This window comes from Flavobacterium sp. N3904, assembly GCF_025947305.1.
Taxonomy (GTDB): domain Bacteria; phylum Bacteroidota; class Bacteroidia; order Flavobacteriales; family Flavobacteriaceae; genus Flavobacterium.
Genome location: NZ_CP110009.1, coordinates 2437890 through 2462500, shown reverse-complemented (window position 1 = coordinate 2462500; position 24611 = coordinate 2437890). Strand labels below are relative to the sequence as shown.

Sequence of the window (24611 nt, the reverse complement as noted above, 5' to 3'; positions counted from 1 at the left end):
GCTATGAATGGTATTAAAAAAAATCTTTTTTTTGTTCTCTGCTTTTGCTCATCAATTGCAACTGCGCAGTTTATTGCAGTAGACGACACCAAAACTGCCCAACAACTCATAGAGAATATTTTGGTCAATAGCAGTTGTGCTAACGTTTCTAACTTTAGTGCAAACGGTGACACATTTACAACTGGGCAAAATAGTTATGGTTATTTTAATTCCAATAGCAGTAGTTTTCCTTTTACCGAAGGAATAGTATTGAGTACATCCAGCAGTAAAAATTCAATAGGCCCTTATCAAAGCAACAAAGATGGTGGCGGAAATACGTTGTGGCTGGGCGATAGTGATTTGGACCAAACATTGGGAATAAAAAGCATAAATGCAACTGTACTCGAATTTGATTTTGTGCCTTTAACCAATTTTGTTAGCTTCAATTATATTTTTGCTTCGAATGAATACCAATCCTATTTTCCTTGTGAATTCTCCGATGGTTTTGCTTTTCTGATTAAGGAAAAAGGGAGCGCTGACAGTTATACGAATATTGCTGTTCTATCGGGAACGACGATTCCGGTCTCTTCAAAAAATGTACATCCAATCACAAACTCGGTTGTAGACAATCAAAATATTACCCATGCTGGCTGTCCTGCCATAAATGAATCTTATTTTAATGGATTTAATAACGCTACAAGCCCAGTAAATTTTAGCGCACAAACTATTAAATTAAAAGCGCAGGCCGATGTGATCATTGGAAAAACCTATCATATAAAATTGGTAATTGCCGATGATAAAGCACAATATTTTGACTCAGCCGTATTTCTGGAAGCGGGAAGCTTTTCGGCAAAATTAGATTTGGGTCCTGATCGTTCTCAGGCAAGCAATAATTCAATTTGTTATGGAGAAAGCTTTACTATTGACACCAAACTTCCTGCAACTTATACTTACGAATGGTTTAAAGATGGCTCTACGATTCCAATTCCAGGTGAAACAAAACCAACGCTAACTATAACAGGAGCTGGCATCTACAAAGTAAAAGTTATTTTATCTCCTTCTACCTGTAAAGCCGAAGATGAGATAAAAATAGAATATGCTCCTCAAATCGTTTTAAATAACACAACCTTATCCCAATGTGATGATGATGGTGATGGAGTAGCTGTTTTTGATTTGACCAAAGTGGACAATATCATTAAAAACAACGATACTAGCCTCTCGAAAGTGATTTATTATACCTCATTAGGAGATGCTCAGGGAAATAGTAACCCAATTTTGAATCCAACTACTTTTAAAAACACAACAATCAATCAAATCCTTTATGCCAAAGTGAATAACACTTTTGGTTGCAGTAATTATGCACAACTGAATTTGTCCATTTCAAACAATACTATTGCAATTCAAAATCCAATAAAAACTTGTGACAATGACGCCAATCAAGATGGATTTACACAGTTTGACTTAAATAATATGGTAACGCCTCAAGTGATTAATGGATTGGTTCCTGGTTTAAAAGTTGAGTATTATTTTAACCAAACTGATGCCATTGACCAAAAGAATCAATTGCCGAATAGTTACACTAATATTATTCCAAATCAGCAAACTATTTATGCCCGAATTGTAAATGGTTCTGATTGCTATAAAATTACACCCGAAACACTAATTGTAAACACTTTTGACCCTCCCAATTTTCAAGAGGAAACTGTTTATTTATGCAATGGATCTAATAAAAACTTAGTCATTGAAAATGGCTTTTCTAGTTATTTGTGGAGTAATGGTGACACGACAAATACATTGAACGTTAAAACTCCTGGAAATTATTCGGTAACAGTAACTGATACGAACGGTTGCCAAAAAATGAAAAAAATCATCGTGAAATCATCCGGGATTGGTTCCATTACCAATGCAACTGTTACTGATTTTTCCGGATCCGAAAACACAATTTCAATTTCATATTCTGGTGATGGAGTTTACGAATTTTCATTAGACGGAAATTACTACCAAGATAGTCCATTGTTTACAAACATAAATCCTGGTATTTATTTTGCAACTATCAGGGATAAAAATGGTTGTGGGGCTACTACTCCATATCCAGTTTATGTGCTTGATTACCCTCGATTTTTCTCCCCAAATAATGATGGTTTTAATGATACTTGGAAAATAAAAAATCTTGATATTCTGCCAAAATCTACCATTACGATTTTTGATCGTTATGGTAAATTATTAAAAGAATTGAATTCAAGCAATATTGGCTGGAATGGCACATTAAATGGAATTACACTACCCGCAGATGATTATTGGTTTATACTGTCGTTTGTAGATGGAAAGCAAATAAAAGGGCATTTTTCATTAAAAAGATAGTCTTATTTGTTATTTTTATCAAATGAAAAAAGTCTTATTCATTATACTTTTCTTTTTTTCGATAAACAGCTTTGCTCAGTTTAGCAAAACCCATTATATCCCGCCATTAATCTCCTCTACTGGACTGGTTGAAGATCAATATTTATACATTTCTACACCCAGTCTAAAAAATGTAACTTTCAAAATAATTGCAAATGGGGGAAGCGTTCAATATGGAACTGTCAATAGCACAAATCCTTATAGATATGATATTGGATCAGGAGACAACACCCAATTATTCACTCCTACGACCGGAATTATAAAAAACAAAGGTTATATTATTGAAGCCGAAGATTTGATTTATGTCAGTGCCAGAGTCAATGCCGGAATCAATAATAATGGAGGTTATAATCATGCAGGTGGCCTTGTATCTAAAGGCAATAGCGCGTTAGGAACAATTTTTAGATTAGGCGCTATGCTCAATCCTCTTTTTGACACTTCATTGTTAAACTTTGCTTCTGTACTTGCTACCGAAAACGGAACAAAAATAACTATTTCAAACCTTCAAAACGGAACCAGACTTTTGGATGGATCGGTAATTTCTGGACCAATCACAGTAATATTAAATAAAAATGAAAGTTACATTCTTGCATTGGAAAATTATGATGATGGAAGTAGTGTTTCTAACAGTTCTAAAATAATTGGAGCATTGGTAACTTCCGATAAACCGGTTGTTGTCAATTCTGGTTCTTTTGGCGGAAGCAATAGCATAGTGACACGCGCAAATCAAGATGGAGTTCAAAGTCCTACTGGAAGAGACGTAGGTTTTGACCAAATAGTTTCATTAGAAAAAACCGGGAAAGAATATGTTTTTGTAAAAGGAATTGGAACTGATGAATTGGAGCGCGTTCTATTAGTTGCTCATTCTGATCAAACACAAATTTTTCTCAATGGCAGTTCTGCCCCCTTTAAAATACTCAATAAAGGTGAATATATTGCCTTGGATGGAAGCCAATTCATCAATGGGAATATGTATATAACTGCTACCGAAAATATATTTGCCTACCAAAGTATTGGCGGATCCGATTCACCCGCCAATCAAAACTTATTTTTTGTTCCCCCAATAAATTGTTCAACACCAAATACGGTTGACAACATTCCTTTAATACAATCCATTGGGAACACCACATTTGATGGTGTTATAAATATTGTTACAGAATCAGGAGCAAATGTTTTACTAAACAACAATCCAATTACTTCGCCGCCTATTGCTATTATAGGAAATCCAAAATTCGTACGATATACTGAATATGGTTTGTCTGGAAATATATCGGTAAAATCAACCAAACAAGTTTATGTGTCTTATTTTGGTACTAATGGAGCTGCAACCTATGGAGGCTATTATTCCGGTTTTGATTTAAAACCTGAAATTGTATCCGACAAAACATCGGTCGAAAATTCCCCCTGTATTCCAAACGTATCATTGAAAATCAATTCATTATCTTCTTATGATACTTTTCAATGGTACAAAAATGATATTGCAATTTCATCTGCAACCAATAATAATTATACACCGACGCAGCCTGGTTTTTATCAGGTAAAAGGAAGTATATCGGGTTGTTTGAGTGATGTTTTCTCGGATAAAATCCCAGTGAGTGAGTGCCCAACAAATTATGATAACGATTTAGCAAATGACAATATCGACATTGATTACGACAATGATGGAATCTTAAATTGTACAGAATCGTATGGTGATCAAGCATTAAACATTGCCAATTTAAGCTCGGGTATTGTAACAACAGGAACCTACTCAAATTCATTTTCTGGTTTCATTACCAACACTACACCCGCAGCTACTATTCCTTTTGCAGGAAATGCAGATGGTAGTTTTGTAACCGAAGTTTTGGCAGGAAAAGGATTTTCAGTAACTTACAATTTAAATTTCATTAAACCCATAAACATTAGTTTGGAATATGTTTCTGCGGCAAACTCAACCGATTTATTAAATACCGATTCCGAATATAGTATCAATTCAGACATTGACAAAACAATTACAGTTTTGAACCCAACCAATCAGTTGCTGATTGACACCAATTACGATGGAATTTATGAAAGCGGTGTTACTCAATTTTCGTCTTTCGAAATTCGTTTCAGATTGAATGGAAGTATTCCTTTACCAGCAGGAACTGGTACTTTTAAATTTCAATCGTTTCAAACCAAATCTTTAAAAATAACCCACAAAAATCTCTTGGATTCTGCAGCCAACAAAGCGACCTTCAGACTTGTTGCCACTTGTATTCCAAAAGATTCCGATAATGACGGAATCCCGGACCAATTGGATGCAGACTCGGATAACGATGGCATAACAGACCTTATTGAGAGCCAAAAATCACCAAAAATATTATCCAATATTGATAGTAATCTAAATGGACTCGATGATATTTTCGAACCCATAACAATCACAATTGACACTGATAATGACGGTGTTTCAGATTATCTAGATCTGGATAGTGACAATGATGGAATCTATGATTTGGTCGAATCTGGCAGTAATACTGCAGATGGTAATAAAAATGGAATTCTCGACGCAACTGCTTATGGAACTAACGGACTTGCAGATGCTTTGGAAACTGCTCCAGATAATGGAATTCTAAACTATACCGTTTCGGATACCGATGCTGATGGTATAATGAATGCTTCCGAAACTGACAGCGACAATGACTTTTGCAACGATGTTATTGAAGCTGGTTTTACAGACCCCAATTTTGACGGACAGCTAGGAACAAATCCCGTTACTGTTAACGCAAACGGAGTCGTAACCAGTAAAACCGATGGTTATACCACACCAAACGGTAATTATAGTATTGCCAATCCAATCCTTGTAACCAAACAACCCGCAAATCAATCTATTTGTGAATTACAAAATACCACTTTTAGTATTGAATCCAATGCTGATACTTTCCTTTGGCAACTATCTTCAGATGGAGGTAATACCTGGAATTCAATTATAGACAATGCCATTTATTCTGGAGCCAAAACTGCATCATTACTCGTAACCAAAGTAAATGCAACAATGAATGGATATCAATATCGTATTCTTTTAGACAAAAATAATAATGCTTGTGGCTTGACCTCTGTTGTTGCTGTATTGACTGTTTTTGCTTTACCTGTTTTAAATTCCCCAATTACATTAGTACAATGTGATGATGATACTGATGGAATATCCAATTTTAATGTCGCCGAGAAAAACAGTTTCGTTTCTTCCAATTATACTAACGAAATTTTTTTCTATTACACTACTTTGGCTGGAGCAAACACAAAAGATGCAGCTACACTCATCACAAATCCTATCGCTTATACAAGTTCTAATAAAAGTATTTGGACAAGAGTTGAAAACTCAAATGGTTGTTTTAGTGTAGCCCAATTAGATCTTGTCGTTTCAACAACTCAAATCAATTCTTCTTTCAATAAAGTTTTTGAAGTTTGTGATGATTTTATAGATGCCACCAATGATGACAAAGACGGAATCGCCACGTTTGATTTCAGCAGTATAGCAGCCGATATTCAAGTTTTACTGCCAGGTTCAAGTGCAAACTATACTATAAAATACTATGCAAATGAAGCCGATGCCTTAGCGGAAAGCAATGCCATTCCGAATCCATCCAATTATAGAAATACGACTCCCAATCAACAAGATATTTGGGTAAGAGTAGAAAGCAATCTCGACAATGCCTGCTTTGGACTAGGCTCTTATATCACACTTCAGGTCAATCCAAAACCAAATATTGACACCAACGATAATCAAAATGCTAATGAATTAGTTTGTTCCAATTTACCAAACTTTTTTGTTAAACTGGATGCTGGAATTATTGGCAATACTCCAACTAGTGATTACAGCTATGTTTGGTCCAAAAACGGAAGCATTATTCCAAACGAAAATAATTACATCTTAAATGTCAATGAAGAAGGGATATATACTGTAACTGTTTCAACAACTAAAGGCTGCGACAGAACCCGAACAATAACCGTAACGGCATCTGATATTGCACATCTCGACTCGGTTACTATATCTGATTTATCCGAATCAAATACTGTCACTGCTAACGTTTCAGGTCAAGGAGATTACGAATACAGCATTGATTTGCCCAACGGACCTTTTCAAGAATCCAATTTTTTTGACAACATTTCCGCAGGAATACACGACCTCTACATTCGAGACAAAAATGGATGCGGAACATTCTCAAAAACAATCGCAGTACTTGGAATCCCTAAATTTTTTACTCCAAACAATGATGGTTACAATGATTATTGGAATATAAAAGGAGCCAATGAAACGTTTAATAACGGAGCAAAAATTCTAATATTTGACCGCTTTGGAAAACTTATCAAACAAGTTCTTGCCTCAAGCAATGGTTGGGATGGGACTTTTATAGGTAACCCAATGCCTGCTGATGATTATTGGTACACTATTAAACTGGAAGATGGCAGAGAAGCTAAGGGACATTTTTCGCTGAAAAGATAAATCATAAAAGGTTTAACTTTCTAAATTCTTTGGGAGTTAAACCTTTTTTATTCATAAATACCCGATTGAAATAACTTAAAGTCTCAAACCCACATTCAAAAGCAATGACATTTATAGGTTTGTCTGATTGCAATAATAATTGGCAACTTCGAGTGATCCGAATTTCATTCAAATAATCCGAAAAAGTTTTTCCTGTAGCTTTTTTAAAAAACTTGCAAAAATTACTTTCCGTCAAATGAATTAGGGCTGCCACTTGTTTTAAACCTATTTTATTCGAAAAATTATTTTCCAAAAAAACACAAACCGTATTGATTCTATTTTCACTTTCAGTTGAGTAAACCGACTGAAAATAATTGGTACACAAAACTTCTTGTTCACAGTTTGTCAATTGATTTAAAACCACCATTAAATTTAGTATTCTATCAAAACCTGCAGAATGAACAAGCTTTAATAATTTCCTTTTGACTTCAATATTCTCAGCCGGAAAGAATAATCCTTTCTTAGACTGCTCCAGCATTTTTTTTAATGCAGCACTTTCTTCAAACCCTAAAAATGGTGTTATAAAGGAAGTTGAAAATTGAATCACAACAGCATCAAAATTCTCTTCGTTACTTGATTTTCCAACCCAAGTATGAGGCAAATTAGAACCCGATAAAACTAAATCACCATCAGCAAATGTTTCATGACTATTTCCTACTAATCGATAACCATTCCCTTTTAAAATATACGTCAATTCAAATTCTGGATGATAATGCAACTTAAACTCAAAAAATGGAATTTGAAAGCGATACGCATAAAAACTAGTTACTTCTTGATGAGACCTCATATCTTCTAAAACGGCTTTCATAAACTATATACTCAAAATAACATCAAAAATACTAAATAAAAATTCAATATAGTCTTATAATTTGACAATTCAGTAATAAATTAATTTGTAAAAACGAGTTAATTTTGAATAAAAATAATTTAAAAATGAAGTACATACTATTAATTTTCAACTTACTAACCATGAGTTTTATGAATGCTCAAGAAAAAAAAATAGAAAAATATCAATTATTACCTTTTGGCAGCATAAAACCTAACGGTTGGATTAAAGTACAAATGCAAAAAGATGTAAATGGATTTGTTGGTAATTTGGACCAACTCGTTCCGGATTTAATAAACGACCCCATTTATGGTTCTGGAAGATTGCAAAAACACAGTAAATCCAAAGAATTAGGCAATCTCAAAGAAGGTGATGCCGAAGGAAGTGAACAATACATGTGGTGGAATAGCGAAACCCAATCGAATTGGTGGGATGGCTACATCCGTAATGTAATACTTCTTGACGACAAAGCTGGTTTGGAAAAAGTAAAAAAATACGTTTACAGTATATTAGCTACTCAAGATCCTGATGGCTATTTGGGTATTTATGACGACGAATTACGTTATAAATTCAATTCCGAAAACGGAGAACTTTGGTCAAAGACTACATTATACAGAGGGCTACTCGCCTATTATGAATATTCAAAAGACAAAAAAGTATGGGACGCATTGGTCAAAGCAGTTGATAATGTGATGCAAAATTATCCTATAAATGCTTCGAGTCCTTTTTCTTCTGGAGAGAAATTCAACGGTGGTGTTTCGCACGGACTAACTTTTACAGATGTTTTAGATAAAATGTATCAAATTACTGGAGATAAAAAATACGCAGAATACGCTTTGTTTTTATATCAAGACTTCTCTAAAACGTATCAATCTGAAAAAGATGTACAATTGACCAATATTTTAAATCCAAATTACAAATTGCAATCGCATGGCGTACACACCTTCGAACATCTACGTCCTTTGATTGTGGCAGCTTATGCAACCAAAAATGTAGAATTACAAAAAGCATTGGCAATTTATATTCAACGTTTGGAAAACGCAACAACCATTACTGGTGGCCCAATTGGAGACGAATGGATTGCAGAAAGAATTCCAAATGCCACTCGTACTGGTTATGAATATTGCTCTATACACGAATTGTTGGACAGTTACACCGTCCTATTACAAAAGTTAGGTCAAGCAAAAACTGCCGATGAAATTGAAACCATATTTTACAATGCTGCTCAAGGTAGCCGAGATACCAAACACTCTTGTATTGCGTACCTCAAAACCGACAATTCTTTTGAAATGTTAGGTACCAAAAACGGAGAAATTGAGCCCGATCGCAAACAAACTCGTTATAAGTATTCACCCGCACACCAAGATGTTGCGGTATGTTGCAATCCCAATGCGGGAAGAATTACACCTTATTTTATTGAAAAATCTTGGTTGAAAGAGGGGAACAATACTTTGGTAGCTGCCATTCTTTCTCCAAATATAGTAGAAACAACGATTGAAAATAACCCCATTCGAATTGAAGAAATCACCGAATATCCGTTTAAAAATAAGTTTGTTTTTAAAATTCAAAATTCAAAAAACAGTAACTTTAAACTGAAAATCAGAAAACCCGTTTGGGCAACCCATATAAAAACCACAGAGAAATTTACTCTAGAAAATGGATTCATCGTTTTAGATAGAAAATTTGCCAAAGAAGACCAAGTTACAATTGAGTTCAAAGCTTCAATCATTGTAAAAGAAGACGCCAATAATGAAAAATATTTCACTTATGGAGCACAAGTTTTTGCAAAACCAATTGCGGCTATCGAACATAAAGGAAAAATATACAAAGGAGATTTTTATGATGTAACCTATAGTCCGATAGAAAATACAAAATATCAATTCATTGAAAATAACAATGCAAAATTTGAGAATGATAAAATCAACGTAACCTTAAAAAACACTACTACCAATCAATTAGAAAATGTTGTTTTAGTTCCTTTTGGACAAACTGTATTAAGACAGGTTTCTTTTTAATCACCAATATTTTAAATCGAGGTTCACAATTTAATAAATAAAGCCATTTAATTACTAACGAATAAATTTTAAATAAATGAAAAAATTTGTAATTCTATTTTTAATGATAACCAATTGCATAAACGCACAAATCAGCCGCCTAGAACCTGGAAATTGGTGGGTTGGAATGAAACTAAATCAAATAACCCTTTTGGTTTACGGAACCGATATTCAAAATTTGGAACCTGAAATAAAATACCAAGGAGTACAGATTATAAAAACTGAAAAGGTAGAAAATCCAAATTATTTGTTTGTTACTATAAATATTAATCCACAAACTCTTGCTGGAACTGCCAAAATAAATTTCAAAAAAAACAACAAAACTATAGTCACTAAAGATTTTCCATTGCTGGCAAGAGAAAACAATAGCGCAAACAGATTAAGTTTTTCTCCAAAAGATGCTATTTTATTAATTATGCCTGATCGTTTTGCAAATGGTGACCCAAAAAATGACAACACTCCAGAAAGTCTAGAAAAAGCCAATCGAAATGACGAAAGTGGCAGGCACGGTGGAGACATACAGGGAATCATCAATAACTTAGATTACATTCAATCCTTAGGATTTACCCAAATATGGAATACTCCTATTATAGAAAATAACATGCCCAATTATTCCTATCACGGGTATGCTGCCACTGATTTTTACAAAATAGACAGTCGTTATGGCACCAATGAACAATTTAAGAAATTGGTTGAAGAAGCCAAAAAAAGAAACATTGGTGTAATTTGGGACGTAGTTCTCAATCATTGTGGCTCCGAATATTATTTTGTCAAAGATTTACCTATGAAAGACTGGCTTAATTTTCAGGAAACCAAAACAAGAACAAATCATATTAAATCTACTTTGTTAGACCCTTACGCAACAGAACAAGATAGAATTGGTTATACGGATGGCTGGTTTGATACTTCCATGCCAGATCTCAACCAAAGAAATCCTTTTATGGCAAGTTTCTTGATTCAAAATACTATTTGGTGGATAGAATATGCTGGACTTTCCGGTTTTAGAGAAGATACTTTCTCTTATGCCGATAAAGATTTTTTGGCCAAATGGACCAAAACTATTTTGGATGAATATCCAAATTTCAATATCGTTGGCGAAGAAATGACCACAGTCACAGAACTTTCCGCCTATTGGCAAAAAGACAAAATCAACATTGATGGCTATAAATGCTATTTACCAACTTTGATGGATTTTGCATTAACAGACAACTTAGTAAAATCCCTCACTACAAAAAATGATTGGGAATCTACTTGGAAAGAATATTATAAAGGAATGGGACAAGATTATCTATATCCAAATCCAAACAATTTATTAATTTTTCCCGACAATCACGATATGGATCGAATTTATTCTAGGTTGAATAAAGACTTTGATAACTGGAAAATTGCCATGGCTTTATATACCACTATGAGAGGAATTCCAGAATTTTATTGCGGAACCGAATTATTATTTACCAATGAAAAATCAGGAAATGACGGTCAAAGAAGAGCTGACTTTTATGGCGGCTGGCCTGATGATACTAAAAATGCTGCTACAGGAAAAGGACTGGAGGCCAAAGAACTTGAAGCTCAAAAATACTTGACTAATTTACTGACTTGGAGAAAAACTGCGTCAGTTATTCATAACGGCAAATTCATCCATTATACTCCGGAAAAAAATGATGTTTACGTTTATTTTAGATACAATGACAAAGAAAAAGTAATGGTGATTTTGAATAAAAACAAAGAGAAAGTAAATCTCGAAATGAATAAATACAATGAAATGATACCACGCACTTTCAAAGCCAAAGAAATTATTAGTAATAATGACATCACCGTAAATAATACTTTAGAAATCGCCCCAAAAAGCGCTTTAATTCTAGAAATAAAATAAATATAATAGTTTTAAAATGAAAAGATCTATAATCGTATTCATTGTAGGAATGCTTAGTTTCCCTTCAAACGCTCAAGAAGTCAAAGTTACTTCCGGAAAAGTACAACGTATTTCAAATTTTCAATCGAAACTGATTGATGCTCGCAACATCGATATTTGGTTACCAGACGGATATTCAAACAAAGAAAAATACGCCGTTTTGTATATGAACGACGGACAAGCATTGTATGATGCCGAAAGCACTTGGAATAAACAAGCCTGGGAAGTTGACGAAGTAGCAGGAAAATTAATCGCAGAAGGTAAAACCCGAAAATTCATAGTTGTTGGAATTTGGAACAATGGTGCCAAACGTCATCCTGAATATTTTCCTCAAAAACCTTATGAAAGCCTAAGTCAAATTCAAAAAGACACGGTCACCGCCCAATTACAAAAAGCAGGAAGAACTAGCGAAATTTTCAAGCCTTATTCGGACTTATATCTTAAATTCTTAGTAACTGAATTAAAACCATTTATAGATAAAAATTTCTCTACAGAGCCGAATCAAATGAATACATTTATTGCCGGTTCCAGTATGGGAGGACTTATATCTATGTATGCCATTTGTGAATATCCAAAAGTTTTTGGAGGCGCCGCTTGTTTATCTACCCATTGGCCTGGTACATTTTCAGCAAATAATAATCCAATTCCTGCTGCCTTTGTCAATTATCTGAAAGTAAATCTCCCCAATCCAAAAAACCATAAAATCTATTTTGACTATGGCGATCAAACCCTTGACGCGATGTATAAACCTTTTCAAGAAAAAGTAGATGTTGTGATGAAAGCAAAAGGATATACCAACAAAAATTGGGAAACCAAATTTTTCCCTGGAGAAAACCATTCGGAAGTAGCTTGGGCAAAGCGATTGGATATTCCATTATTGTTTTTATTAAAAAAATAACAGATGAAAAAAATAGGATTCTTTCTATTCCTACTATTATTTTCCTTGGAGAGTTGCTATAACAAGGAAGAAGCAAAAGACTTTACACAATTTGTCAATCCTTTTATAGGAACAGATGGAACAGGTCATACTTTTCCTGGCCCTTGTTTGCCTTTTGGAATGGTACAACCCAGTCCTGACAATGTTGATATAGGTTGGGATTACACTTCAGGCTATCAATACAAGAATCAGGAAATTCTAGGCTTTTCTCAAACCCATTTGAGCGGAACTGGGATTAATGATTTAGGAGATATTCTATTGCTCCCTTTTGTAGAAAACAAAACAGAAAATTTTAAAACAACTTATATTAAAAAATCGGAAAAAGCAAGTCCGGGTTTTTATTCGGTTACACTAAATGACAGTATAAAAGTAAACCTAACAGCAACCGAGAGAGTCGCTTTCAATCAATTTCTCTATCCCACGAATAAAGCAAAATTAGTGGTTGACATTCAACACGGATTGCGTTTTTTAACAGACTCATTGGTATTAGACAGTAAAGTTAGCATTGAAAACAACACTGCCATTTCGGGCTATTGTCATAACAAAAACTGGGTTGAGCGAAAATACTTCTTTACGCTGACTTTCGATAATCCATTTTCAAATGCAATAGAATTACCAAAAAAGGCCAAAGAAAAAGCACCTAGATATATTTTGGATTTTGAATTAAAAAACAAAAAATTGCAAGCCAAAATCGCTTTTTCGACAGTAAGCATCGAAGGAGCCAAAAATAATTTAAAAACGGAATTGCCCAATTGGAATTTTGAGCAAACGGTAGCCAATGCCAAAGCCAAATGGAACAGCTATTTAGCTAAAATCGAAATTGAAGCCCCTCAAAAACAAAAAGAAATATTTTATACTTCACTGTACCATTTGTTTACGCAACCCAGTAATATTGCCGATGTAGATGGAAAATACCGAGGTGCAGATGACAAAGTTGCCACAGCAGCAAACGGTGAATATTATTCTACACTTTCGCTTTGGGATACCTATCGAGCTGCAAATCCGTTATATACCATACTTGTTCCAGAACGAGTAAACGGTTTTATAAACACCATGTTACTTCATCATAAAGCAGCAGGATATCTACCAATTTGGACCGTTTGGGGGCAAGAAAACAATTGTATGATTGGCAATCATGCCATTCCGATTATAACGGATGCCTACAACAAAGGGTTCAGAGGTTTTGATGCTAATGAAGCTTTGCAGGCCATGATTGCAACAACAAGCAAAAATCATCCCAATAACGATTGGACTTTATACAACCAATATGGCTATTATCCCTTTGATAAAATAGATAACGAATCTGTTTCCAGAACTTTAGAAAGTGGTTATGATGATTATTGTGTAGCGTTATTAGCCGAAAAGTTAGGTAATAAGACAGTAGCCGAAACCTATTACAAAAGAGCTTCTTACTACAAAAACATATTCGACAAAGAAACGGGATTAATGAGAGGAAAAGATACGCAAGGCCATTGGAGAACTCCATTTGATCCTTTAAAGCCAACTTCTCCCATGAACAACCCTGGAGATTATACCGAAGCCAATGCTTGGCAATATTCATGGGCATCTACCCAGCACGATATTCCGGGAATAATAAACTTATTAGGCGGCAAAGAACAATTCACCAAACAGTTGAATACTTTTTTTACTCTAAGTGGAGAAGAAGACAATAGACATCTTGGACAAGAAGGCATGATTGGGCAATACGCTCACGGAAACGAACCAAGTCATCATATTTCGTATTTGTATGCTTACTCGAACGAACCCGAAAAAGGTAAAAAATTAATTACCCAAATCTACAACCAATTTTATAACAACACTCCAAATGGAATAACTGGCAATGATGACTGTGGCCAAATGAGCGCTTGGTACATTTTTACTACATTAGGATTTTATCCCGTTAATCCTGCCACAGGTGCATTTGTTTTTGGAATCCCACAGGTCAAAAAAGCAACTATCCATCTCTCGGACAATAAAACTTTGACAATTATTAGCAAAGGAAGTTCCTATAAAAAAATTATTCTCAACGGAAAGAAAATCGAAGGTATCGAAATCAATTACAAGCAAATCATGCAAGGTGGAGAATTAAAATTTGAGTAAAAACCAATTTAAATACAAATACCATATTACTCTAAAAAAGCATAGGACTAAATCTAATAACCAACCATATTTTTTTTCAATTTAAAAAACAACCCCTATTGTTTTAGGGGTTGTTTTTTTATACAATAACAAAAAAAGCCATTTTACGATATTTTAATTGCAATAAAAACCAATATTAAAAAATTAAAAGGGGGTATTTTCAATAAATCTCCATTATGATATTTTTAATATTTCGAATTTTAAATATGGAATACCTATTATTTTTTAATGATTTTTGGATATCAATAATTCTTTTCTGAAAGTTTTAAAAAAGTTTTGATGTTAAAGAAAAGTTAATAATTTCGTTAAAAAAAATAACCAAAATCAATTTATAATACCCAAACAAATTACTAATTAAAACAAATTAAACATGAAAAAAGTAGTAACACTCTTAGCATTAATATTAACAACAAGTATTTCATTTGCACAAGAAACGGAAGAACCGGCTGGATCGCCTGCAACTGTATTCGCAGGATCTGCAGATGGTTATTATAAATATGATTTTTCACATGTAACAAATGGTTACACCAGTTTTACCAACACTGACAATTCATTTGAATTAGGAATGGTTTCGCTTGAAGCCTCTCATAAATGGAAAAAAGCATCTGTTTTTGTAGATTTAGGATTTGGAAGTAGAGCGAAAGAATTTACATACAATGACAATCCGTACAGCTTTATGATTAAACAATTAACATTTACCTATGATGTTTCGGATAGTTTCAAATTTGTTGCAGGTACTTTTGGCACTCACGTAGGATATGAGTTACTTGACGCAGTAGACAACAAAAACTACAGTATGTCTTATGCCTTTACCTACGGTCCTTTTTACAACACAGGGATAAAAGCACAATACACCACAGGTAAATTGAGTTTTATGGCAGGTGTCACTAATCCAACAGATTTCAAATCGGCTCTTGAAACAGGAACAGACGCAAAAACTTTCATAGGACAAATTGCTTATGTTGGAGAAACAGGCAGTGCGTATTTAAATTTATCAACAGGCGCTTCTAATGGCGCTCCAAGAAGAGATATAAATGATGATCTTTTGCCTTCGGATGAAGACAAAACTCAATTTGACTTTGTAGCTACAAAAAAGTTTGGAGATAAATTTGCATTAGGATTTAATGCCACTTATGCAAATACTAGCAACAATATAGATGGTGATTTAGACGGAGATTGGTTTTCATTGGTTCTTTATCCAACCTATTCTATCAGCTCAAATGTATTATTAGCATATCGTTTAGAATATTTGGATTCAGAAGACGCAGCTGCTTCAATGGGGGCATTAGCTGGATCTTCGGTAATTGGCAATACATTATCTTTAAATTACAAAGTAGGCAACATGACCATTATTCCAGAGTTTAGAATTGACTCTGCCTCAAATGATATTTTTGTAGCCAACGACGGTGCATTCAAAGGCGTAAATACTTATGCTTTGGTAGCTGCTACTTATACATTCTAAATTATAAAAATATTTTTTTTTGCTGTCAAGATCTTTAGGGGTTTTGGCAGCTTTTTTTTGTTATCCAAATTTAAACCCAGTTTGCACATTAGAAATCATTGAGTTTAAATTCTCTTTAAAAACCAAGTAATCCTTCCTGTTATTAAAAAATATTAGTTCATTGGTTTCTAACAATTTTGACACTCACTAAACTTCGTTTCCTTTTTAATAATAACCGAAAAGCTTTTGAGATTGTAGCCCAGACTTTTATTTAATAATTGTTTGACAAAGTCTAAACCGAATCTATTCTAAAACAACAGAAAACATGTACATTTTGATAAAAGGCTATCATTTTGAAAAGGTTTTTTTATTGGATTTTTTAGCAAAAAACTTATAAGCATTTAGTTTACAGTGAAATGTTCTTTTTTTTAAATGATGTGGAGTGTTTTTTGTAACTATCCGGAAAAATAAGAGAGTAAAATCTAAATGAGTTTATTCTCTTTGAAATAATAATAACAAGTTTAAAAAATCAAATTAAAAAATTAAAACAAATTAAACATGAAAAAAGCAGTAACACTCTTAGCATTAATATTAACATCAAGTATTTCATTTGCACAAGAAACAGTAGAACCGGCTGGATCACCAGCAACTGTATTCGCAGGATCTGCAGATGGTTATTATAAATATGATTTTTCACATGTAACAAATGGTTACACCAGTTTTACCAACACTGACAATTCATTTGAATTAGGAATGGTTTCGCTTGAAGCCTCTCATAAATGGAAAAAAGCATCTGTTTTTGTAGATTTAGGATTTGGAAGTAGAGCAAAAGAATTTACCTATAATGACAATCCGTACAGTTTTATGATTAAACAATTAACATTTACCTATGATGTTTCGGATAGTTTCAAATTTGTTGCAGGTACTTTTGGCACTCACGTAGGATATGAGTTACTTGACGCAGTAGACAACAAAAACTACAGTATGTCTTATGCCTTTACCTACGGTCCTTTTTACAACACAGGGATAAAAGCACAATACACCACAGGTAAATTGAGTTTTATGGCAGGTGTCACTAATCCAACAGATTTCAAATCGGCTCTTGAAACAGGAACAGACGCAAAAACTTTCATAGGACAAATTGCTTATGTTGGAGAAACAGGCAGTGCGTATTTAAATTTATCAACAGGCGCTTCTAATGGCGCTCCAAGAAGAGATATAAATGATGATCTTTTGCCTTCGGATGAAGACAAAACTCAATTTGACTTTGTAGCTACAAAAAAGTTTGGAGATAAATTTGCATTAGGATTTAATGCCACTTATGCAAATACTAGCAACAATATAGATGGTGATTTAGACGGAGATTGGTTTTCATTGGTTCTTTATCCAACCTATTCTATCAGCTCAAATGTATTATTAGCATATCGTTTAGAATATTTGGATTCAGAAGACGCAGCTGCTTCAATGGGGGCATTAGCTGGATCTTCGGTAATTGGCAATACATTATCTTTAAATTACAAAGTAGGCAACATGACCATTATTCCAGAGTTTAGAATTGACTCTGCCTCAAATGATATTTTTGTAGCCAACGACGGCGCATTCAAAGGTGTAAATACTTATGCTTTGGTAGCCGCTACTTATACATTCTAAGTTATAAAAATATTTTTTTTGCTGTCAAGATCTTTAGGGATTTTGGCAGCTTTTTTTTAATAAAAGCCTGAAATATGAGTTTTCTTTTGAGTTTTTTGATGAGCTCAAATTTTCAGAGTCCCTTTTTTACTCGCACTTTATAACTACAACAGTATTCTATGGTTTCTTTTTAGTATTTCTAGACAGTTTTCGAATATGAATCAAGCTGCACAAAACAAGTTTTAGACTTGATTCCTATCAAATATTACACTTGACTTTACTAACATATAGCCCTTTTATAGTAGCATTTTAGCACATATATACAACAAAAAAAGCCCCTAGAAGGAGCTTTTATATTTTATAACGGAATTGTATTTAATTACAATTTTGCAACATGTTTTGTTAATTTTGACTTCAAGTTTGAAGCTTTATTATCATGTATGATGTTTTTCTTAGCCAATTTATCAATCATAGAAATTACATTTGATAATTTAGAAGTTGCATCAACTTTGTCTGTAGCTATTCTTAACGCTTTGATTGCATTACGAGTAGTTTTGTGTTGGTATCTATTTAATACTCTTCTCTTTTCGTTACTTCTAATTCTCTTTAGAGCTGATTTATGATTTGCCATTTTATTATATTTTTATCTTTTATACTTTTTTGTAGTCCGTAAGGGAATCGAACCCCTGTTACCAAGACGAAATCTTGGCGTCCTAACCCCTAGACGAACGGACCATTTCCCCTAAGTTATTATCAATCTACTACAACTGAATTTGTAGCCCGTAGCGGAATCGAACCGCTCTTACATGGATGAAAACCATGCGTCCTAACCGATAGACGAACGGGCCATCTCTCCTTCTAAGTTCAGGAAAACTTTAATCTGCAAAAAGAATTTGTAGCCCGTAGCGGAATCGAACCGCTCTTACATGGATGAAAACCATGCGTCCTAACCGATAGACGAACGGGCCTTGCTTCTCTAATGCGGATGCAAAAATACAACTATTTTTGAGAAGCGCAATAGTAGAGACAAAAAAAATATTTTTTTTTTTAATATGCCTTTGCAAACAACACTCTTCCAACAGAAGAATTTCCAGTAAACACACAGCTTCCCGCCTGTTCTTCCCTACCTAAAGGAATGCATCTAATGGTCGCTTTTGTCAATTCCTTAATCTTCTCTTCTGTAACCGCCGTACCATCCCAATGTGCTGAAACAAAGCCACCTTCACCATCCAGAACCGCTTTAAACTCATCAAAACTATTTACCTCGGTAATATGAGTATTTCTATAATTTAATGCTTTTTCGAACAAATCTTTTTGGATTTCTTCTAACAAATTGCTGATATAAGTTGTAATTCCATCTTTAGAAACTACTTCTTTGGTCAATGTATCTCTTCTTGCTACTTCAAAAGTACCGTTTTCTAAATCTTTTGGTCCTACAGCAATTCGAACCGGCACACCTTTCAATTCCCATTCGGCAAATTTAAAACCTGGTTTTTGTGTCGTTCTATTATCAAATTTTACCGATATGTTCAATTTTTTGAAAGCTTTCATCAAAACATCAACTTCATTGGAAATTGCCTCCAATTGCTCATCAGTTTTATATATAGGAACAATAACCACTTGTATGGGCGCCAAATTTGGAGGCAATACCAATCCTTGATCGTCAGAATGCGTCATTACTAACGCACCCATTAATCGTGTTGAAACTCCCCAAGAGGTTCCCCAAACATGCTCTTGTTTCCCTTCGGCATTGGCAAATTTCACATCAAATGCTTTTGCAAAATTTTGACCCAAAAAATGAGAAGTCCCTGCTTGCAAAGCTTTTCCATCTTGCATTAATGCTTCAATACAATAGGTTTCTTCAGCTCCTGCAAAACGTTCGGTTTCTGTTTTTAATCCTTTAATAACGGGAATTGCCATGAAATTTTCGGCAAAATCAGCATAGACGTTCATCATTTTCTCCGATTCCTCTATAGCTTCACCTTTTGTAGCATGAGCAGTATGCCCTTCCTGCCATAAAAACTCTGCAGTTCTTAAAAACAAACGAGTTCTCATTTCCCAACGTACAACATTAGCCCATTGATTAATCAATAAAGGCAAATCCCTGTATGATTGTACCCAACCTTTATAGGTAGACCAAATTATTGCTTCACTTGTAGGACGAACAATTAGTTCTTCTTCTAATTTTGCATTAGGATCAACCATAAGTTTCCCTGGTTTATCAGGATCATTTTTCAATCTATAATGAGTTACAATAGCACACTCTTTGGCAAATCCTTCGGCATTTTTTTCTTCTGCTTCAAACATACTCTTTGGAACGAACAAAGGAAAATAAGCATTTTGGTGCCCTGTTTCTTTAAACATCCTGTCTAATTCAGCCTGCATTTTTTCCCATATAGCATAACCATACGGCTTTATTACCATACATCCTCTAACTCCTGAATTTTCGGCTAAATCGGCCTTAACAACCAACTCATTATACCATTTTGAATAATCTTCTGCTCTTGTTGTAAGATTCTTGCTCATATTGAATAGTTTGGCATAAAATTTGTAAATATATAATTTAACTTATTAACTAAATAATTACGCAAAACTAACTAAATTTGTATTGTCCAACAATAAAATAATCTACAGATATGAAAACTAATATTAATATTACCCAAAAAACCTCCCTTTATTTCCTAATTGGATTATTGAGTGTGTTTGTAACCTCTTGTGGTTCTTACCAAAACAGCTCCTATTATGAGAATGACGGTATTTATGGCACAAATGGGGAGAAAATTGTTATAAAGGAAGCACAGCCTACTCCAGCTTCTATTCAATATAAAGAATATTTTAATTCATTACAAAACACAGATCAATCTGGAGACATTTTTACGGATGTAAACAGTTATGGCAGCAATTACGATACTGAAAATGATAGCATACGAGCGCCATCTGTTGGCTATGCAGCTTGGGGAAGTTCACCGCAAGAAACTACAGTAACAGTATATCCTGATAGTTATTGGTCCATTGGATTTGGGTTTGGTTATCCTTATTATGGTTATGGATACGGTTATGGATGGGGCTACCCATATTATGGATATGGATGGGGTTATCCAGGCTACGGTTGGGGCTATCCAGGATATGGATGGGGCTACCCAGGTTACCGCGGAGGCTATTACCCAGGTTATCATTATGGAGCAGCTTACTCTTACAACTCTAGCCGAAGAGGTTCTGCTTATGGAGGGGGATATAATACTGCTACACCTTATAACAGAAATTACGCTAGCAGAAACGGAAACTACAGTAGAAACAGCATTTCTAACACTGGCAGAAACAGCTACACTAATTACAACAGAACATCTCCTACTTTTACCAATAGAAATAGTAACACCTCTTCCAGAAATTATTCACAGGGACAAACTAGAAGTAACTACAATCAAACAAGAACAAATACAACCACAACAAGACAAAGCTATACTCCGTCTAACAGTTATACTCCAAGCAACTCGTACAGAAGTAGCGGCAGCAGTATGTCTGGAGGAAGTTCAAGAATGTCTGGTGGCGGTGGCGGTGGAGCTCGAATGTCAGGCGGCGGCGGTAGAAGATAGTATTATTTTGTGCTAGAATTAATAAACCATAAACGCAACCAAATGAAAACAAAACTATTGTTACTCGTAGTCGGACTATCATTTAGTGTAGTTCACTCTCAAGAAATTACTGACGCCATGCGTTATGCGCAAAATCAATTGAATGGAACAGCTCGTTTTACCGCCATGAGTGGTGCTTTTGGAGCTCTTGGGGGAGATTTATCTTCCATGAATGTAAACCCGGCAGGTTCTGCGGTTTTTGTAAACAATCAATTTGCCTTTACTATGGGCAATTACAATACCAAAAACAATTCCAATTACTTTGGGACTATAACTTCTGCCAGCGATAATTCATTCGATATCAATCAGGCTGGAGGTGTATTTGTTTTCAAGAACCAAAACCCAAATAGCGATTGGAAGAAACTGAGTATGGCAGTCAATTATGAAAACATCAATAATTTTGACAACTCCTTATTCTCTGCGGGGACCAGTCCAACAAAATCTGTTGCTGAGTATTTTTTGAATTATGCTAATGGTGTTCCTTTAAGTTTATTAGAAAATTCTCGTTATGCCGATTTAGACAATGGAGCACAACAAGCCTTTTTGGGCTACCAAGGGTATGTAATAAATCCATTAATAGATTCTCCAAATAATGCTTTGTACACTTCAAATGTGCGCCCTGGAGGAAAATATTACCAAGAAAGTAGTGCTTATGCCAGTGGTTATAATGGTAAATTAATCTTCAATACCGCATTACAGTACAAAGACAAAATCTATTTTGGAATCAATTTGAATTCGCATTTTACTGATTATGTACAATCTACCAACTTTTATGAGTCAAATAACAACCCGTTGGATTTGAATTACAAAGTTAAGAGTTTAAATTTCAGCAATGACCTGCATACGTATGGAGTTGGATTCTCATTTCAGGTAGGAACAATTGTAAAAGTCACCAATGCAATTCGTTTGGGAGTTGGGTATCAATCCCCAACATGGTTTAATCTTCAGGACGAATTATCCCAAAGATTAGCCAGTATTAGTAGTAATTCTATAGATACACTACCCCCAGACGTAGTAGATCCTTTGGTTATTAATTATTATGCCCCTTATGATTTACGTACTCCAGGAAGTTTTACAGGAAGTATTGCTTATGTTTTCGGAAAAACGGGCTTGCTAAGTCTGGATTACAAATACAAAGATTATAGCTGCACTCAATTTGGTCCAGAAAATGATCCGTATTATAGAGGTTTAAATAATGATATGTACAATTCATTGGGTGCAACAAACGAAATAAAAGTGGGTGCTGAATATAAAATTCAAAATTTCAGTTTGCGAGGAGGGTATCGCTATGAAGGTAGCCCTTATAATAACTCATCTACAATAGGAGATTTGAATAGTTTATCAGGTGGCTTGGGTTATAATTTTGGTTCTATAAAACTTGATTTTGCTTATGTTTACGCGCACAGCACCTCACAACAACAATTTTTCTCGCAAGGATTTACAGAGAGTGCACACATTAATACATACAAAAATAATGTTTCGATGACCCTGTTGTTTGAAATGTAAACTATACTGTTACCTATTAAAGAACCACTTTTGAAATCTTTCGGAAGTGGTTTTTGTTTTTTAATATAAAAGGTATAAGAACAAGATTTGTAATGAAAACCAAATATCAATAATCAGCCCCGATGGTCGCGGCATCCCATCTCGTTTTTTCTACGAGATGGATATAGCAGACAGCGGGACAACAGTTATTGAATTGACCAAAAGTGGTGCTCCAAATCATTTTAAACAAACAAAACGGGGCTTTTTGAAAAGGAAACAGGCAAGGTTTGGGTAAAAAATTGTAATTTTGCAAAATTCCTAAATTATCGGGATATAATACTATGAGAACGAAGTCTTTAAAAAAGAACAAAATAAATGTGATCACTTTGGGGTGTTCCAAAAATGTATATGACAGTGAAGTGCTAATGGGCCAACTCCGTGCAAGCGGAAAAGAAGTAACCCATGAAGCCAAAGCCGAAGATGAAGGAAATATTATTGTGATTAATACTTGCGGGTTTATTGATAATGCTAAAGCCGAATCGGTTAATATGATTTTGGAATATGCTGACAAAAAAGAAAGAGGACTTGTCGATAAAGTTTTTGTTACGGGTTGCTTGTCTGAAAGATACCGTCCGGATTTAGAAAAAGAGATTCCAAATGTAGATCAGTATTTTGGAACTACCGAATTACCTGCTTTATTGAAAGCTTTGGGAGCCGATTACAAACATGAATTACTGGGAGAACGTTTGACGACAACTCCTAAAAATTATGCTTATCTAAAAATTTCGGAAGGTTGTGATAGACCTTGTAGTTTTTGTGCGATTCCGTTAATGAGAGGAAAAAACGTTTCGCAAACCATTGAAAAGCTGGTAAAAGAAGCCGAAGGATTGGCCAAAAACGGTGTAAAAGAATTGATTTTAATCGCTCAGGATTTAACCTATTACGGGCTTGATTTATATAAAAAACGCGCTTTGGGCGAATTATTGGAAGCGTTGGTAAAAGTTGAAGGCATTGAGTGGATTCGTTTGCACTACGCCTTCCCAACTGGTTTCCCGATGGATGTGCTTGAAATCATGAAACGCGAACCTAAGATTTGTAATTATATTGATATTCCGTTGCAGCATATATCGGATTCAATTTTAAAATCTATGCGTCGTGGGACTACTCAAGAAAAAACAACACAATTATTAAAAGACTTTAGAGCTGCCGTTCCCGGAATGGCTATTCGTACCACTTTGATTGTGGGATATCCAGGAGAAACTCAGGAAGATTTTAATATTTTGAAAGAATTTGTTCAAGAAATGAAATTTGACCGAATGGGTTGTTTTGCTTATTCGCATGAAGAAAACACACATGCTTATTTACTGGAAGATGATGTTCCAGACGATGTAAAACAAGACCGCGCCAACGAAATAATGGAATTGCAATCACAGATTTCCTGGGATTTGAACCAAGAGAAAGTAGGCCAAACATTTAGATGTATTATTGACAGAAAAGAAGGTGGCCATTTTGTGGGCAGAACCGAATTTGACAGTCCAGATGTAGACAATGAAGTTTTGATAGACGCTACAAAACATTATGTAAAAACAGGTGAATTTGTAATGATAAAAATTATTGAAGCTACTGAATTTGATTTGTACGGAGAGCCGGTCTAGATCTTTATAAAACACTGTAAA

At 34.6% G+C, this 24611-nt stretch carries 14 protein-coding genes and 3 tRNA genes; 11 read left to right on the top strand and 6 right to left on the bottom strand.

The window, feature by feature from the left end; all coding sequences use genetic code 11:
- The first annotated feature begins 3 nt into the window (after positions 1-3).
- Both OLM57_RS10370 and OLM57_RS10365 read left to right on the top strand, forming a co-directional pair.
- On the top strand, positions 4-2340 hold the full coding sequence (locus OLM57_RS10370) for a T9SS type B sorting domain-containing protein (protein WP_264563620.1): 2337 nt from the start codon (positions 4-6) through the stop codon (positions 2338-2340).
- Between the two features lie 22 nt (positions 2341-2362).
- Entirely contained in the window at positions 2363-6841 is a 4479-nt protein-coding gene (locus OLM57_RS10365; RefSeq protein ID WP_264563619.1) for a T9SS type B sorting domain-containing protein, read from the top strand.
- 1 nt (position 6842) lies between these two features.
- Here OLM57_RS10365 and OLM57_RS10360 read toward each other — a convergent pair whose 3' ends face one another.
- On the bottom strand, positions 6843-7688 hold the full coding sequence (locus tag OLM57_RS10360) for an AraC family transcriptional regulator (protein ID WP_264563618.1): 846 nt from the start codon (positions 7686-7688) through the stop codon (positions 6843-6845).
- Positions 7689-7813: 125 nt separating this feature from the next.
- On the opposite strand from OLM57_RS10360, the gene OLM57_RS10355 reads away from it, so the two are divergent.
- The 6 genes from OLM57_RS10355 to OLM57_RS10330 all read left to right on the top strand — a co-directional run bounded on the left by OLM57_RS10355 (position 7814) and on the right by OLM57_RS10330 (position 17839).
- Positions 7814-9721, top strand: coding sequence for a glycoside hydrolase family 127 protein (locus OLM57_RS10355; protein ID WP_264563617.1), 1908 nt, complete (start codon positions 7814-7816; stop codon positions 9719-9721).
- Positions 9722-9797: 76 nt separating this feature from the next.
- The gene (locus OLM57_RS10350) at positions 9798-11633 is read left to right on the top strand and encodes a glycoside hydrolase family 13 protein (protein ID WP_264563616.1); all 1836 of its coding nucleotides are present in this window, start codon (positions 9798-9800) and stop codon (positions 11631-11633) included.
- 16 nt (positions 11634-11649) lie between these two features.
- Positions 11650-12570 (top strand): alpha/beta hydrolase, encoded by a 921-nt coding sequence (locus OLM57_RS10345; protein ID WP_264563615.1) that lies wholly within the window; start codon positions 11650-11652, stop codon positions 12568-12570.
- A 3-nt stretch (positions 12571-12573) separates the two neighbouring features.
- Positions 12574-14709: a GH92 family glycosyl hydrolase gene (locus OLM57_RS10340; RefSeq protein ID WP_264563614.1), complete on the top strand. Its 2136-nt coding sequence runs from the start codon at positions 12574-12576 to the stop codon at positions 14707-14709.
- Positions 14710-15118: 409 nt separating this feature from the next.
- A complete protein-coding gene (locus tag OLM57_RS10335; RefSeq protein WP_264563613.1) occupies positions 15119-16210 on the top strand; it encodes a porin in 1092 nt (363 codons plus the stop codon).
- A gap of 537 nt (positions 16211-16747) precedes the next feature.
- On the top strand, positions 16748-17839 hold the full coding sequence (locus OLM57_RS10330; protein ID WP_264563612.1) for a porin: 1092 nt from the start codon (positions 16748-16750) through the stop codon (positions 17837-17839).
- 358 nt (positions 17840-18197) lie between these two features.
- Here the strand turns inward: OLM57_RS10330 and rpsT are convergent, their stop codons facing one another.
- From rpsT to proS, 5 genes are all read right to left on the bottom strand, one after another.
- The gene (gene rpsT / locus OLM57_RS10325) at positions 18198-18449 is read right to left on the bottom strand and encodes a 30S ribosomal protein S20 (RefSeq protein WP_073207384.1); all 252 of its coding nucleotides are present in this window, start codon (positions 18447-18449) and stop codon (positions 18198-18200) included.
- Positions 18450-18481: 32 nt separating this feature from the next.
- Positions 18482-18553 (bottom strand) — tRNA-Glu (locus OLM57_RS10320).
- A 41-nt stretch (positions 18554-18594) separates the two neighbouring features.
- Positions 18595-18666, bottom strand: a tRNA-Glu gene (locus OLM57_RS10315).
- 48 nt (positions 18667-18714) lie between these two features.
- Positions 18715-18786, bottom strand: a tRNA-Glu gene (locus tag OLM57_RS10310).
- Between the two features lie 79 nt (positions 18787-18865).
- Positions 18866-20344 (bottom strand): proline--tRNA ligase, encoded by a 1479-nt coding sequence (proS, locus tag OLM57_RS10305; RefSeq protein ID WP_264563611.1) that lies wholly within the window; start codon positions 20342-20344, stop codon positions 18866-18868.
- Between the two features lie 110 nt (positions 20345-20454).
- On the opposite strand from proS, the gene OLM57_RS10300 reads away from it, so the two are divergent.
- The 3 genes from OLM57_RS10300 to rimO all read left to right on the top strand — a co-directional run bounded on the left by OLM57_RS10300 (position 20455) and on the right by rimO (position 24590).
- Positions 20455-21411 (top strand): hypothetical protein, encoded by a 957-nt coding sequence (locus OLM57_RS10300; protein ID WP_264563610.1) that lies wholly within the window; start codon positions 20455-20457, stop codon positions 21409-21411.
- Positions 21412-21453: 42 nt separating this feature from the next.
- Positions 21454-22956, top strand: a complete 1503-nt coding sequence (locus OLM57_RS10295) for an OmpP1/FadL family transporter (protein ID WP_264563609.1) — start codon at positions 21454-21456, stop codon at positions 22954-22956.
- A 320-nt stretch (positions 22957-23276) separates the two neighbouring features.
- Positions 23277-24590 carry a 30S ribosomal protein S12 methylthiotransferase RimO gene (gene rimO / locus OLM57_RS10290; protein ID WP_264563608.1) on the top strand — a complete coding sequence of 438 codons (1314 nt, stop codon included), beginning with the start codon at positions 23277-23279 and terminating at the stop codon, positions 24588-24590.
- Positions 24591-24611: the final 21 nt, after the last annotated feature.